This window comes from Methylobacterium sp. E-012 (genome assembly GCF_057836545.1).
This window is the reverse complement of record NZ_JBYQEY010000001.1, coordinates 662,212-675,695: the sequence shown is the minus strand read 5'-3', so window position 1 is coordinate 675,695 and position 13,484 is coordinate 662,212. Positions and strand designations below refer to the sequence as shown.

General features: G+C 73.1%; 14 protein-coding genes. 3 read left to right on the top strand and 11 right to left on the bottom strand.

Translation table 11 applies throughout. The features are described from left to right. Window positions 1-16: 16 nt before the first annotated feature. The 10 genes from AC3IF1_RS03120 to rho all read right to left on the bottom strand — a co-directional run bounded on the left by AC3IF1_RS03120 (window position 17) and on the right by rho (window position 9,159). Window positions 17-253: a hypothetical protein gene (locus tag AC3IF1_RS03120; RefSeq protein WP_489215777.1), complete on the bottom strand. Its 237-nt coding sequence runs from the start codon at window positions 251-253 to the stop codon at window positions 17-19. A gap of 286 nt (window positions 254-539) precedes the next feature. Then, window positions 540-1,421 carry a TIGR01459 family HAD-type hydrolase gene (locus AC3IF1_RS03115; RefSeq protein ID WP_489215775.1) on the bottom strand — a complete coding sequence of 294 codons (882 nt, stop codon included), beginning with the start codon at window positions 1,419-1,421 and terminating at the stop codon, window positions 540-542. Between the two features lie 133 nt (window positions 1,422-1,554). Continuing rightward, on the bottom strand, window positions 1,555-2,778 hold the full coding sequence (locus AC3IF1_RS03110) for an extracellular catalytic domain type 1 short-chain-length polyhydroxyalkanoate depolymerase (RefSeq protein ID WP_489215773.1): 1,224 nt from the start codon (window positions 2,776-2,778) through the stop codon (window positions 1,555-1,557). A gap of 188 nt (window positions 2,779-2,966) precedes the next feature. Continuing rightward, on the bottom strand, window positions 2,967-3,689 hold the full coding sequence (gene dnaQ / locus AC3IF1_RS03105) for a DNA polymerase III subunit epsilon (RefSeq protein ID WP_489215771.1): 723 nt from the start codon (window positions 3,687-3,689) through the stop codon (window positions 2,967-2,969). Window positions 3,690-3,766: 77 nt separating this feature from the next. Continuing rightward, window positions 3,767-3,955: a hypothetical protein gene (locus tag AC3IF1_RS03100; protein WP_489215769.1), complete on the bottom strand. Its 189-nt coding sequence runs from the start codon at window positions 3,953-3,955 to the stop codon at window positions 3,767-3,769. An 87-nt stretch (window positions 3,956-4,042) separates the two neighbouring features. Then, window positions 4,043-4,696 (bottom strand): dephospho-CoA kinase, encoded by a 654-nt coding sequence (coaE, locus tag AC3IF1_RS03095; RefSeq protein WP_489215767.1) that lies wholly within the window; start codon window positions 4,694-4,696, stop codon window positions 4,043-4,045. Beyond that, window positions 4,693-5,544, bottom strand: a complete 852-nt coding sequence (locus AC3IF1_RS03090) for a shikimate dehydrogenase (protein ID WP_489215765.1) — start codon at window positions 5,542-5,544, stop codon at window positions 4,693-4,695. The genes coaE and AC3IF1_RS03090 overlap by 4 nt, the downstream gene beginning before the upstream one ends. Next, window positions 5,541-6,542 carry a cation diffusion facilitator family transporter gene (locus AC3IF1_RS03085; protein WP_489215763.1) on the bottom strand — a complete coding sequence of 334 codons (1,002 nt, stop codon included), beginning with the start codon at window positions 6,540-6,542 and terminating at the stop codon, window positions 5,541-5,543. The genes AC3IF1_RS03090 and AC3IF1_RS03085 overlap by 4 nt, the downstream gene beginning before the upstream one ends. Before the next feature lie 153 nt (window positions 6,543-6,695). Beyond that, window positions 6,696-7,307: a Maf family nucleotide pyrophosphatase gene (locus AC3IF1_RS03080; RefSeq protein ID WP_489215761.1), complete on the bottom strand. Its 612-nt coding sequence runs from the start codon at window positions 7,305-7,307 to the stop codon at window positions 6,696-6,698. Between the two features lie 499 nt (window positions 7,308-7,806). Then, on the bottom strand, window positions 7,807-9,159 hold the full coding sequence (gene rho / locus AC3IF1_RS03075) for a transcription termination factor Rho (RefSeq protein ID WP_243967529.1): 1,353 nt from the start codon (window positions 9,157-9,159) through the stop codon (window positions 7,807-7,809). 380 nt (window positions 9,160-9,539) lie between these two features. Here rho and AC3IF1_RS03070 point away from each other — a divergent pair, with 380 nt between their 5' ends. Next, window positions 9,540-10,043 (top strand): DUF3429 domain-containing protein, encoded by a 504-nt coding sequence (locus tag AC3IF1_RS03070; protein ID WP_243973004.1) that lies wholly within the window; start codon window positions 9,540-9,542, stop codon window positions 10,041-10,043. Window positions 10,044-10,326: 283 nt separating this feature from the next. Here AC3IF1_RS03070 and AC3IF1_RS03065 read toward each other — a convergent pair whose 3' ends face one another. Beyond that, window positions 10,327-11,037, bottom strand: a complete 711-nt coding sequence (locus AC3IF1_RS03065) for an MgtC/SapB family protein (RefSeq protein WP_243973005.1) — start codon at window positions 11,035-11,037, stop codon at window positions 10,327-10,329. A gap of 300 nt (window positions 11,038-11,337) precedes the next feature. Here AC3IF1_RS03065 and AC3IF1_RS03060 point away from each other — a divergent pair, with 300 nt between their 5' ends. Both AC3IF1_RS03060 and AC3IF1_RS03055 read left to right on the top strand, forming a co-directional pair. Beyond that, on the top strand, window positions 11,338-12,339 hold the full coding sequence (locus tag AC3IF1_RS03060; protein WP_243973006.1) for an AAA family ATPase: 1,002 nt from the start codon (window positions 11,338-11,340) through the stop codon (window positions 12,337-12,339). 263 nt (window positions 12,340-12,602) lie between these two features. Next, window positions 12,603-13,478: a DUF58 domain-containing protein gene (locus AC3IF1_RS03055; RefSeq protein ID WP_489220305.1), complete on the top strand. Its 876-nt coding sequence runs from the start codon at window positions 12,603-12,605 to the stop codon at window positions 13,476-13,478. The last annotated feature ends 6 nt before the right edge of the window (window positions 13,479-13,484 follow it).

Below are 13,484 nucleotides of genomic sequence, written 5' to 3'. Positions count from 1 at the left end.
TGGCGGCCGATCCGCGTCACACCGGGCGCGGCTCGTCGGGCTTCAGCTTGAGGGCCTTCGCCACCCGGGTGGACAGGCTGCCCACGAGGGCGACGGAAGCCGGCGCCTCGGCCAGGTTGCGCACCGCCGCCAGGGCCTCCTCGGCGCTGGACTTCATCACCGCGTAGACCCGGGGGCTCGACGCCTTGCCGGACCGCTCCGGCGTTACGGAGACGAGGAAGGTCGTGTAGCGTCTCCGCGCGCGTCCGGGCATGGTTTTGCATGTGACAGGGCGGCTAACTATCGCCAAGGCCTGAATTCCGCCCCGGGTCCGGGACGAGGCCCGCGACCGGCGCGATCACCCGTCCCGGCCGCATCGGCTCCGCGCCGCGTGGCGGGGTGATCGTTAGCCGACACATCAACGCGGTGACCGAACCGCCACACATGCTCTTTCCGTATCCACACGCGTCCCCCTTTCCCCTCTGCGCGAGAGGGAGGGCGCGCGGCAGCACGAACGGATCCGTCTGTCCAGCCGGACCATCGGCGGCGGCCCGGGCGCGCTACCAGACCAGCCGCTCGATCACCGCGTCGGGATGCACCGCCTGCCGGCTGAGCCAGTCCGCCACGTCGCCCAGCCGGTGGTGCTCGGCCGTGACGCCGAGTTCCTCCGCGTGGATGCCCCGGGCGACCAGCAGGCTCGCGAGGCCGAAGCCGCGGGCGCCGGCGATGTCGGTGCGGATCGCGTCGCCGATCGCCAGGACCCGGGCCGGGTCCACCGGGGCGCCGGTGAGGGCGGCACCCTTGGCCAGGGCCGCCGCGTAGACCGGCCGGTGCGGCTTGCCGGCATAGACCACGGCGCCGCCGAGCTCCGCATAGGCCGCCGCCAGCAGGCCCGCGCAGGGGATCAGGCGGTTGCCGCTCTCGACCACGAGGTCGGGATTGGCGCAGATCAGGGTCAGCCCGCGGGCGGCGAGGCGCGTCAGTTCGGGCCGGTAATCGTCCGCGGTCTCGCTGCGGTCGTCGAACAGGCCCGTGCAGACGACGAGATCGGCCTCCGCCTCCGGGACGAGGCTGAGGTCGAGCCCCTGGAAGATGCCGAGGTCCCGCTCCGGCCCGAGGTGGCGGATCCGGGCGCCGGGGCGCGCCGCGATGAGGTCGCGGGTGAGGTCGCCCGAGGTCAGGATCGCGTCGTAGGCCGCCCGCGGCACGCCGAACCGGTCGAGGATGCGGCCCACCCCGTCCCCGGGCCGGGGGGCGTTCGACACCAGGACCACCCGGCGCGGCCGCGGTCCCGGCAGGTCGCGGAAGCGGATCAGCGCCGCGCCGGCGGCGGCGTGGGCCGTCTGGCCGTCGTGCAGGACGCCCCAGACATCGCAGAGGATCAGGTCGTAGCGCTCCGCCACCTGGGCGAGGCCGTCGAGGGTCGGGATCGATGCAGGCATGGAAAGTCCTGGTTTCAGAAGGTCCGGGACCTTTTGCGGGTGCAGGGCAGGGCCCTGCAAGCGGGCGGAGCCCGTCTCGGGCCGGGGCTCCGCCCTGGCGACCCGCCAAAGGGCACAGCCCTTTGGGAACCCCTTACCGGCCTTGCGGGCCGAGCCGGTGCTCGGCGAAGAAGTCGAGCATCGCCCGGGAGGCATCGGGACCCTCGCGATCCGTGTAGCTGCCCTCGGGGCGGCCGCCCGACCAGGCGTGGCCGGCGCCGCGCACCCGCCAATCCTCCACCACCACCCGGCCGGACCCGTCCCGGTAGCGGGTGCGGGTGAAGGGATGGCCGCGGCCCTCGATGGTCTCGGACCGCCCGGTCAGCCCCGCCACGTTGGCCTGCGCCAGCACCTGATCGGCGTTGCGCACGCTCACCGTCCCGTCATCCTCGCCGTGGAAGACGATCGTGGGCACGCGCGTCGCCGGGGCGGGTGCCCCGAACGGCGTCGTGGTGCCGAGGCCCGGCGCGCCGACCTGCATGGCCATCAGGGCCGAGCCGAGGTCGCGGGCGCAGCCGGCCGCGAGGCCCGAATGCACGCCCACGGCGGCGAACAGGTCCGGATAGGCCCGGGCGATGTTCAGGGCGGCCGCGCCCCCCGCCGACAGGCCGGCGATGTAGACCCGGGCCGGGTCGATGGGATGGTCGGCCATCACCGCCCGGGTGAGACCGGCGATGATCGCCGGCTCGCCGGATCCGCGGGCCTGGTCGCGGGGGTCGTACCAGTTCCAGCAGCGCTGGGCATGGGCCTGACGGCTCTGTGCCGGATAGGCGACGAACACGCCCGCCCGCTCGGCCAGGGCGTTCATGCCGGTCCCGGCGGCGAAATCGTCCGGGTTCTGCGTACAGCCGTGCAGCATGACGACCAGAGGCGCGGGGGTCTCCGGACGGCTCGGGACGAACAGCCTGTAGTCGCGGCTGCCGGCGGCCTCCGCGTGGCTCAGGGACAGGAAGCTGCCCCCCGCCGGGGTACCGGGCTGATCGGGGGGCGGTGCGGGCTGCCGCAGGGGCTTGCCCAGCCCTTTCAGCACGGGGCCGAGGCCGCGCATGACCTGACCGACCACCTCGCGCACCCGCGTGACGGATTCGGCTGCCGGATCCTGCGCTGTCCCGGGCCCGGCCGCATCCGGGCGCGGGGGCGAATCGCCCCGGGGCGGCGCCGCGGCGTCCGCGCCGCGGAAGCTGCGCTGGATCAGCGCGGTGGCCTCGTCCAGGCGGCCGAGCCCGGTCAGCCGGGTGGCCTCGATCATGTCGGCGAAGGGCGAGGCGCCGATCCTGGGGTCGCGCTCCCCGTCGCGGCGGCCGGGATCGTCGGTCATGCCTGCGCGCCTCACTGCCTCAGCGTTGCTGTCGCGGCCGGGAGCTGTGCGCCGATGCCACCGCATGGACCATCCTCACCACCGGACCCGATGGAACGCCGACCTCGATTGTGCATCGCAATAAACGCCGCTGTGCGCCGCGGCAACACCCGGCACCGCGGGTCAGCCCGGCGCACGGGACCGGCGGGTCAGGCCGGCTCGTCCGTCCCGATGTACTCGGCCCAGATCGCGGCAGGACCGAGGCTCGCCCGGAAGCCGTCATGGCGGGCGCGCTCCGCGTCGGTCAGGCGGCTGCGGTAGGGCCGGGGCGCCGCCGGGACGGCCGCGGGGGCGCGCGGCCCGGCGCCCGGCGCGGCGGTCCCCGCATCCAGCAATCCCAGGCTGGTCTGCTTGCCGCCGAGCAGCTCGACATAGACCTCGGCCAGGATCTGCGCGTCGAGGAGCGCCCCGTGCTTGGTGCGCTTGGTGTTGTCGATGCCGTAGCGGGCGCAGAGGGCGTCGAGGTTGTTGGCCGCCCCCGGGTGCTTGCGCCGGGCCATGGGCAGGGTGTCGACCACCTCCTCCAGCCGGATCGGCGGCGGGGCGTCGGCCCCGAGCCGGGCGTATTCCATGTTGAGGAAGCCGACATCGAAGGGCGCGTTGTGGATCACGAGGCGCCCGTCGCCCAGGAAGGCCAGCAGCTCGCCGACGATCCCGGCGAAGAGCGGCTTGTCGGCGAGGAACGCGTCCGACAGGCCGTGGACCTTGAAGGCGCCCTCGGAGACCGCCCGCTGCGGGTTGCAGTAGCGGTGGAAGCTGCGCCCGGTGGGGATGTGGTTGAGCAGCTCGACCGCGCCGATCTCGATCAGCCGGTCGCCGCCCTTCGCCTCCGTGCCGGTGGTCTCGGTGTCGAGGACGATCTCGCGCAGCATGGGGCGACTCGGCATGTTTTAGGGGACCGGACCCTAACGGGATAAGCCGGCGCGGTTAACCTGCCGTACCCGACTGCCTAGCGCGACATGTTGCGGTAGACGCAGACACGCCCCTGGTCCTCGTACCCGCCCGGGCAGGCGGTGACGCAGGCGCCGGCCGCGATCTTCTTCGGGGGCGGGCAGGCGGCGGCGTCCTGGGCCCGGGCCGGCATGGCAGCCGCCCCCAGCAGGGTGAGCACCGTCACGGCCAGGATTCGTCCGGTCATTGCGAGATACCGCACCATCACGTCCACCAAGCGGCCGGAACGCCCCGGGGAGAGCTGCAACCACAGATATGCAGCGGCGCGGATGCGTCACCCTCCGGCCCGGTGTGGCGGCGCACGCCCCTCGGTGAGCCGGGCCACGATCCGCGCCACCTCGGCCTCGGCCGCCGGAAAACCCCCGCCCGTGTCGATCACGAAATCCGCCCGGGCGCGCTTCTCGGCATCGGGCATCTGCTTGGCCAGGATCGCCGCGAAAGCCGCCTCATTCATGCCGGGGCGGGCGAGCACCCGGGCGCGCTGGACCTCCGGGGGGGCGCTGACCACCGCGACCGCGTCGCAGCGGGTCTCGCCCCCGGTCTCGTAGAGGAGCGGGATGTCGAGGACGACCAGCGGCGCCGCCGCGTGCCGCGCCAGGAAGGCGGTGCTGGCCGCCCGGACCAGCGGGTGGACGAGGGCCTCGAGGGCGGCCATCCGATCGGGATCGCCCAGCACCGCGTCGCGCAGGCGGGCGCGGTCGACGCCGCCGCGCGGATCGCGCACCCCCGGAAAGGCCGCCCCGATCGCCGCGGCCGCCTCGCCGCCGGGCCCGTAGAGGGCGTGGACGGCGGCGTCGGCGTCGTGGACCGGGACGCCGAGCGCCGCGAACATCCCGGCGGTGGCCGACTTGCCCATGCCGATCGAGCCGGTCAGGCCCAAGATGATGGGACCGATGACGGGACCGCTGACGGGACCGCCCGGCCTCATCCGGCGAGGTCCGCCACGATCTTGGCGCGCAACGCGGGGGTGACGGTGGGGCGCGGGCCGAACCAGGCCTCGAAGCCCGGCACCGCCTGGTGCAGCAGCATGCCGAGCCCGTCCACCGCCGCGAGCCCGCGCCGGCGTGCCGCCGCCAGCAGCGCCGTCTCCAGCGGGGCGTAGACGATGTCGGCCACCGCCGCGGAGGCCGGCAGCGGCGCGAGGTCGAGGTCGAGGGGCGGCTGGCCCCGCATGCCCAGCGAGGTGGTGTTGACCAGGAGCCCCGCCCCGGCAAGCGCCGCCGGCAGATCGTCCCAGGCGAGGGCCGCGCCGATGCCCGGCGCCAGGGCGGCCACGCCCTCGGCCCGGGCCGGGGTGCGGTTGGCCACGAGGATCCGGCGCAGGCCCCGCTCGGCCAGCCCGACCACGATCGCCCGGGCCGCGCCGCCGGCGCCCAGCACCACGGCGGTCCCGCCCGCGCGCCCCGGCCAGCCTTCGCCCAGGCTGTGGTCCAGATGGGCGCAGAAGCCCGGCGCGTCGGTGTTGTCGCCGCCGATCCGGCCGTCCGGCCCGACCACCAGGGTGTTGACCGCGCCGATCTTTTCCGCCCGCGGCGTGAGGGTGTCGGCCAGCGCGAAGGCCGCCTCCTTGTGGGGGATCGTGACGTTGCCGCCCCGGAAGCCCGAGTCCGGCAGCGAACGGAGGAAGGCCGGAAACGCCGCCGGCGCCACGTCCAGGCGCTCGTAGGAGCCCGGGAGGCCGTGGGCGGCCAGCCAGTGGCCGTGGATCAGCGGCGAGCGCGAATGGGCGATCGGGTGTCCGACCACGAAGGCCCGGGGGATCGGGGCTCCGGTCACGCCGCGCACGCCTCGGCGAGGCGGCAGGCCGGGCCGCCGGCCGCCTCGATCTGCAGGGTGGCGTGGCCGATGCCGAAGCGGGCGCGCAGGCCCTCGGCGGTCTCGGTGAGGAAGCCGTTGCCGGGTGTCCGATGCTCCGGATGGTCCTCGGCGATCACCAGATGGACCGTGAGGGCGACGCTGGTGGTGCTCATGGGCCAGATGTGCAGGTCGTGCAGATCGACCACCCCGGGCCGGTCGCGCAGGAAGCCGGTCACCGCATCCGGGGAGATCTCCGGGGGCACGGCGTCGAGGGACATGGCCACGCTGTCGCGCAGGAGGCCCCAGGTCGCCCAGACCACCAGGGCCGCGATGACGAGGCTGACCGCGGGATCGAGCCAGGCATAGCCGGTGAGCTGGATCACGAGGCCCGCGACCACGACCCCGGCCGAGACGGCGGCGTCGGCCGCCATGTGCAGGAAGGCGCCACGGATGTTGATGTCGCCCTTGGCGCCGCTGGCGAACAGCCACGCGGTCAGGCCGTTGACCAGGATCCCGACGGCCGCCACCACCATCACGATGGTCCCGGCGACCGGTTCCGGATGGACCAAGCGGACCAGCGCCTCCCAGATCACCGCCCCCATGGCGATCAGCAGGAACACGGCGTTGAACAGGGCGGCCAGGATCGAGGAGCCGCGATACCCGTAGGTGAAGCGGGCGCTGGCGCGGCGGCGCACCAGGATGGCGGCGATCCAGGCGGCCGCGAGGCCCAGAACGTCCGAGAGGTTGTGGCCAGCATCGGCCACGAGCGACATGGAGTTGGCGAGATAGCCGTAGGCCGCCTCGATCACCACGAATCCGGTGTTGAGCACGATGCCGATGGCGAAGGCCGGCCCGAAATTTTTTGGCGCATGGGCGTGGCCGCCATGACCTCCGTGCCCGTGACCTCCGTGCCCGTGACCTCCGTGCCCATGGCCACCATGCGCGTGGGATCCGTGGGAATGATCGTGCCCGGCCAAGACGATGCTCCGTTCGATCGTTGGGACAAGTCAGGGTTTCAAGAGGTCCGGGACCTTTTGCGGGTCCAGGGCGGAGCCCGGGTGTCTCGGACGTGGCTCCGGCCCCCAGAAGGGCTGAGCCCTCCGGACACCCGTTCCTTCCGCCCGGCGCCGTCAGAAGTCCAGGCAACCGGTGGCGCGCAGGCGGGCGAGGAGCGGCAGCAGCGGCAGGCCCAGCACGGTACTGTGGTCGCCGACGACCGATTCGAACAGGTGGATCCCCGGCCCTTCGAGCTGGTAGCCGCCGACGCTCGCCCGTACCCGTTCCGCGCCCGCGCAGTCCACATAGGCCGCGATCGCCCGGTCATCGAGGGGCCGCAGGGTCAGCCGGGCGGTCTCCACGAAGGCGTCCTCCACGGTTCCGGCCAGCACGACGGCGGCATGCAGGGCGTGGGTGCGGCCGGCGAGCCGGGCGAGCTGCGCCCGGGCCGCGGCGGCATCGGCGGGCTTGTGGAACACCGTGCCGTCGAGGTCGAGCACCTGATCGGCGCCGATGACGAGCCGCCCGGGGAACCGGGCCGCCACCGAAGCCGCCTTGGCGCGGGCGAGCGTCAGGGCGAGGTCGGGGGGGGACAGGGTCCGGCTCGCCGCCTCCAGGGCGCGCTCGTCCACGTCGGGGGCGGCGGTCTCGACCGGCAGGGCGGCGCTCTCCAGCAGGAGGCGCCGTGTCGGGCTGGTCGAGGCGAGGAGGAGCGGGTCCGGACGGAGCCAGGGCGAGCGCGGCATCGCGCCAGTGTCACGGATCCGGGGGCGGGCGCAAGGCAGCCCGCAAAACAGCCCGCACACGGGGGGCTGCGACGAGCCCCGCCGCCGGGATGAACCGGCCGGCGGGGCTGTCGCGGGGCCGATACGCAACCTGGCGCCCGATGCAGACCTTGGCAGGGATCGGTTAGGGGAAGGTCAACGGCCCGGTTGCGCGGTCTGGCCTATCCGTGCCGTGGCGGGACAGGGCGGATGGCGCGATGGCATCCGGAAGCGTCTCTCCCTCCCCCTTGCGGCGACGGGCGACACAGGTTCAAGGCACGCGGATCACGACCCAGCGCGACAGGGCCCCCTCTCACGCACGGGAGAGGGGGGCCGAGCCCCGCCGATCTGACCGGCGAGCTCGCTGAGACCTCAAACCTGTGTCGCCCGTCGCCCCTTGCGGGGCGGAGAGCGCGCCTCGGCCAGAGATGAGTGAATACAGGAGTCCGAGAGGGGGAAGGGAGACGCGCCCGGACGCGCCTCAGGTGTTCATCGAGTCGAAGAAGTCGCCGTTGCTCTTGGTCTGGCGGAGCTTGTCCATCAGGAACTCGATCGCGTCGGTGACGCCCATCGGGTTGAGGATGCGGCGCAGCACGTAGGTCTTCTTGAGGGCGTCCGGCGGGACCAGCAGCTCCTCCTTGCGGGTGCCGGAGCGGGTGATGTCGATCGCCGGGAAGATGCGCTTGTCCGAGACCTTGCGGTCCAGGATGATCTCCGAGTTGCCGGTGCCCTTGAACTCCTCGAAGATCACCTCGTCCATGCGCGAGCCGGTGTCGATCAGCGCGGTGGCGATGATCGAGAGCGAGCCGCCCTCCTCGATGTTGCGGGCGGCGCCGAAGAAGCGCTTGGGCCGCTGCAGGGCGTTGGCGTCGACGCCGCCGGTGAGCACCTTGCCGGAGGACGGCACCACGGTGTTGTAGGCGCGGCCGAGCCGGGTGATCGAATCGAGCAGGATCACGACGTCGCGGCCGTGCTCCACGAGGCGCTTGGCCTTCTCGATCACCATCTCGGCGACCTGCACGTGGCGGGTGGCCGGCTCGTCGAAGGTCGAGGCGATGACCTCGCCCTTCACCGAGCGCTGCATGTCGGTGACCTCCTCGGGCCGCTCGTCGATGAGCAGCACGATCAGGTAGCACTCGGGGTGGTTGAGGGTGATCGACTGGGCGATGTTCTGCATCAGCACGGTCTTGCCCGTGCGCGGCGGCGCCACGATCAGGGCGCGCTGGCCCTTGCCGATCGGCGCCACGATGTCGATGATCCGCGGCGAGAAATCCTTCTTGGTCGGGTTGTCCAGTTCGAGCTTGAAGCGCTTCGTCGGGAAGAGCGGCGTCAGGTTGTCGAAATGGACCTTGTGCTTGATCTTTTCCGGGTTCTCGAAGTTGATGGTGTTGACTTTGAGAAGAGCAAAATAACGCTCGCCGTCCTTGGGGCCGCGGATCGGGCCCTCGACGGTGTCGCCGGTGCGCAGGCCGAAGCGGCGGATCTGGGTCGGCGAGATGTAGATGTCGTCGGGGCCCGGCAGGTAGTTCGAGTCGGAGGAGCGCAGGAAGCCGAAGCCGTCCTGCAGCACCTCGACGGTGCCCGAGCCGATGATCTCGACCTCCTTGGCAGCGAGCTGCTTCAGGATCGCGAACATCAACTCCTGCTTGCGCATGGTCGAGGCGTTCTCGACCTCGACCTCCTCGGCGAAGGCCGTCAGATCGGTCGGCGTCTTCGACTTGAGGTCCTGGAGCTTGACCTCGCGGACGCCTTCGAGGGCGGCGGGCATGGTCGGCAGATCATCGGCCGGCTCCGCGGTCTCGAGATCGGCGAGGGCGTCGGGATGTGGCGTCATGGGGTGTCTTGCAACCGACGGAGAAGGTGGGAGGGCCGGTTCTGTGCCAAGCACCCGGGGGACGGGCGCCGAAGGGCGGGCCGCGCTGCGGCGAGGGGCCCGTGGATCAGGGTGGCGAAACCGTTTTGGCAGGACCCTCGCGGCTCACGGGCGCGCTGTGGCGCTGACCTTGTGACGAGGGCGATGAAGAGATAACGCGTTTCGCCCCCGCACTCAAGGCCCCCATTCGAGGCCCCCATTCAAGGCCCTCGCGGACGGGACGCGCCGGGGTTAGAGAGGCGGCGCGGCGGACCGGCCCGGAACCGGGCCCGCACGGGAGGGTTCACCGTCCCGGCGCTGCGGTGCAGCAGATCCCCAACCCGAGAGCCCCTCTGACCGCCATGCGCGACGACGCCACCGGACGCACCCTCACCGCGCACGAGCCGCGCCGGATCCCGTGGCTCGACCTCGTCTTCGGCTTCGGCCCGATGGTGCCGATCGCCGTCGGCGCCGCCGCGGCGTGGTGGCTGAACGGCCAGCCCCTCGACTACCTCGTGGCCCTGTTCACCCTGCTCTACGCCGCCTCGATCCTGCTGTTCCTGGCCGGCGTGCACCGGGGCGTCAGCTTCCGGACCGAGGGCGGCCCGCGCCTGTCGCAATTGGTCACGATGCTGGTTCTGTACGGGCTGGGGCTGTTCAGCCTGTTCGCCGCCGTGATGGGCAAGGCGGTGCCGGCGCTGGCGATGCTGATCCTCGGCTACGCCCTCGTGGGGATCCTCGATCCGATCGCGGCGCGCACCGGCGCAGTGCCCCTGGCGCATGCCCGCCTGCGCCCGATCCAGATGCCGATCGCCGTGGTGAGCCTCGCGGTCCTGCTCTGGCTCAAGCTGACGGCGCCGTACTGAGCCGTCGTCTTGCCTGTGCTCACGCCTGTCGCCGCGCAGGACCGCACGGCGACCCGATCCCGCGGATTCCCAAGGGATCATCCCTTGGGCGGGGTCCTGGGGCGGAGCCCCGAGGATCTCGCAAGCGGCGCCCTGCACCCGTAAAAGGTCCCGGACCCTTCGAAACCATCACCGGTCAGCGACGGGATCCGTCCGTCAGGATCGAAGGATCAGGATCACGCCAGAACAGGCCCTGGCGCATCGTCGTCTCCGAAAGCCGGCAGCCCCCTCGCGGGCGGATGCGCTAGTCGGCGGTCTGGATCGACCAGGTGGCGTGGCGGATGCCCGGGAGGCGGGCGAGGTCGTTGGTCACGGCGTCGAGTTCCTCCGCCTTCACGGCGCTCGCCGTCAGCGTCGCCACCACGTCGACTGCGCTCTCGCCGCGTTCCTCCACCTCGACGTTGCTGACCGGATAATTGGCCGCCTCCAGGCGCTCCACCAGCAGGTCCTGCGCCGGGCCGGCCTCGCCGGGCGCGGTGGTCACCTGGACCTCGTAGGTCGCCTCGGTGGCCGATTCACGGATCGGCGCGCGGTTGATGGCGTTCACCAGCGGCCGCAGCGCCGTGTTGCAGGCCAGCACCGTCACCATCACGAAGACCGCCTCCAGGGGCAGGTCGGCGCCGCAGAACGCCCCCACGGCGGCCGAGCACCACAGGGTGGCGGCGGTGTTGAGGCCGCGGACGTTCATCCCCTCCTTCATGATCACGCCGGCCCCGAGGAAGCCGATGCCGGAGATCACGTAGGCCACGGTGCGGACCCCCCCGTCCGGGCCGGTCAGCCGCATGCCGAGATCCACGAACGCGCAGGCGCCCACCGCCACCAGCACCGCCGTGCGCAGGCCCGCGGTGCGCTGCCGGTACTGGCGCTCGGCCCCAATCACCGTGCCCAGCACGAAGGCCACGAGCAGGCCCAGGGCGGATTTCAACTCCTCGGGGAGGGACGCGTAGGTGGTCATCGGCGGTCCTCGGTCATCGGCAGTCCTTGGGCGGGGCGGTTCTCGGGCGGGGCCGTTCTCGGGCGGGGCGGTCCTTGGGCGGGGCGGTCCTTGGGCGCGCGTGGTGACGAAACCGTGACACCGTGGACCGGCCGCGACCCCGGCGCGGGCCGGGACCGGGATTGACGGCCGCACCGGGCAACGGGCACACCGGCAAGAGACTGAGGATCCCTTAAGAATTCGGGACCCGGCCGAGGAGACGGACAGGATGCAGGACAGGGCCCACGCGGCGGAATCGGTCCGCGCCGGAATTTTCCCCGCATGAGCGGCGCCCTCGCCGAACGCCGGCCCGACATCGTCCCGGACGAGGGCCTGCACGGCCGCGTCATGGCGCTCCGCGCGGGGCTGGAGCGCGGCCTGATCGGCAGCGCCGGCCTGGTCGAGCGCCTGCTGATCGGGCTCCTGACCGGCGGCCACCTGCTGATCGAGGGCGCCCCGGGCCTCGCCAAGACCCGCGCGGTCAAGCGCCTCGCCGACGGCCTCGACGGCTCCTTCGCGCGCATCCAATGCACCCCGGACCTGATGCCGGCCGATCTCACCGGCACCACCGTGTGGCGCCAGGACAGCGGCACCTTCGAATTCCTGCACGGTCCCCTGTTCCACGCCCTGGTGCTGGTGGACGAGGTCAACCGCGCGCCCCCGAAGGTGCAGTCGGCGCTCCTCGAATCCATGGCCGAGGGGCAGGTCACGGTCTCGGGGACCACGCACGCCCTGTCCGACCCGTTCATGGTCGTGGCGACCCAGAACCCGATCGAGCATGCCGGGACCTTCCCGCTGCCGGAGGCGCAGCTCGACCGCTTCCTCCTGCACGTCGTGGTCGACATGCCCGACGAGGCCACCGAGCGGGCGATCCTCGATCTCGTGGAGGGCGAGATCACCCACCACGTCGAGGCGATGCCCGTGCGCCTGTCGCTGGCGGATGTCCGGGCCGCCCGGGAGGCGGCGCTGGCCACCTACGTGTCGCCGGCGCTCAAGGACTACCTCGTCCGGCTGGTGGCGGCGACCCGCACCGACGCGGCCGCCCCGGACCTGCGCGCGCTGATCGAGCACCCGGCCTCGCCGCGGGGTACGCTCGCGCTGATGATGGCCGGCAAGGCCCGGGCCTGGCTGCACGGCCGGGACCACGTCACCCCCGAGGACATCACCGCGCTGGCCCGGGACGCCCTGTCCCACCGCATCGGCCTGACCTGGCGGGCCGCCGCCGAGGGCAGGACCGCCCGCGGGCTCGTGGGCGAGCTCGTGCAGCGGGTGCGGGCCCTCTGACGATGTTCGGGTTCGCGCGGCGCAGATTCCCTCCCCCCTCTGCGGGGGCGGGTGGCCCCCGGAGGGGGTCGGGAGAGGGGCGCGACGGTGCAGGATCGAACGCCGGCCTTCAGGACGGTCGCGCCGCTTCCGGAAGCCGGGTTCCCCTCTTGCGGGACTACATCCCGACCCGATCCCTGCTGACGCAGGGGCCTCCCGCCCCCGCAGAGGGGGGCGGGAGGGGCGGTGCCGACAGCGGCATCCACCTCTCGGGCGAGGCCCTGATGGGCCTGCGCCACCTCGCCCGGCGGGGCTCGGCGCCAGGGACCCGGACGCTGGCGGGCCTGCCCGGCGGCATCGTCACGCGGCGGCGCGGGCGCGGCTCCGAGCCGGAGGACGTCCGGCTCTGGTCGGAGGGCGACGACCGCCGCTTCATCGACCGCAACGCCACCGCGCGCACCGGGCAGCTGCATGTCCGCACCCACCACGACGAGCGCGACCGGGCCGTGGTGCTGCTCGCCGATTTCCGACCCGCGATGCTGTTCGGAACCCGCCGGACCCTGCGCTCCGTGGCGGCCGCCGAGGCCCTGGCGCTGCTCGGCTGGCGGGTCGCGGCCGATGGCGGCCGGGTCGGCCTCGCGGTGGCGTCCGCCGGGGCCCCCACGGTGCTGCGGCCCGCGGGCGGGGAGCGCGCCATGATCGCCGTGACCGGCGCCCTCGCCCAGGCCCACGCGCAGGCCCTGGAGGCCCTGCCCGGAATCCGGTCCGAGGCGGAGCCGCCGCTGGAGGCGACGCTGGGCCTCGCCCGCAGCCTGCTGCCCGCCGGCGGCCACCTCGTCGTCGCCAGCGCCCTCGACGCCCCGGGCCCGGGCTTCGACGAGCTCCTGACCCTGCTGGCCGAGCGGATCGCCATCCGGCTGATCCTGGTGAGCGACGCCTTCGAGCGCGCCCGGCCGCCGGGCTACTATCCCTTCGCCCTGGCGGATGGGAGCCGCGGCACCGCGCTGCCGACGGCGAGGCCGGCCGGCGGGTCGGACGGGTCCGCCGAGGCGCGGCTCGCCGATTACGCCCGCCGCGGCATCACGGGTGTGCGCCTCGACGTCGAGGCGGGACCCGAGGCCTACGCGCCGCTGATGGAGCGCCTCGATGCGGTGCTGTGAGGCCGG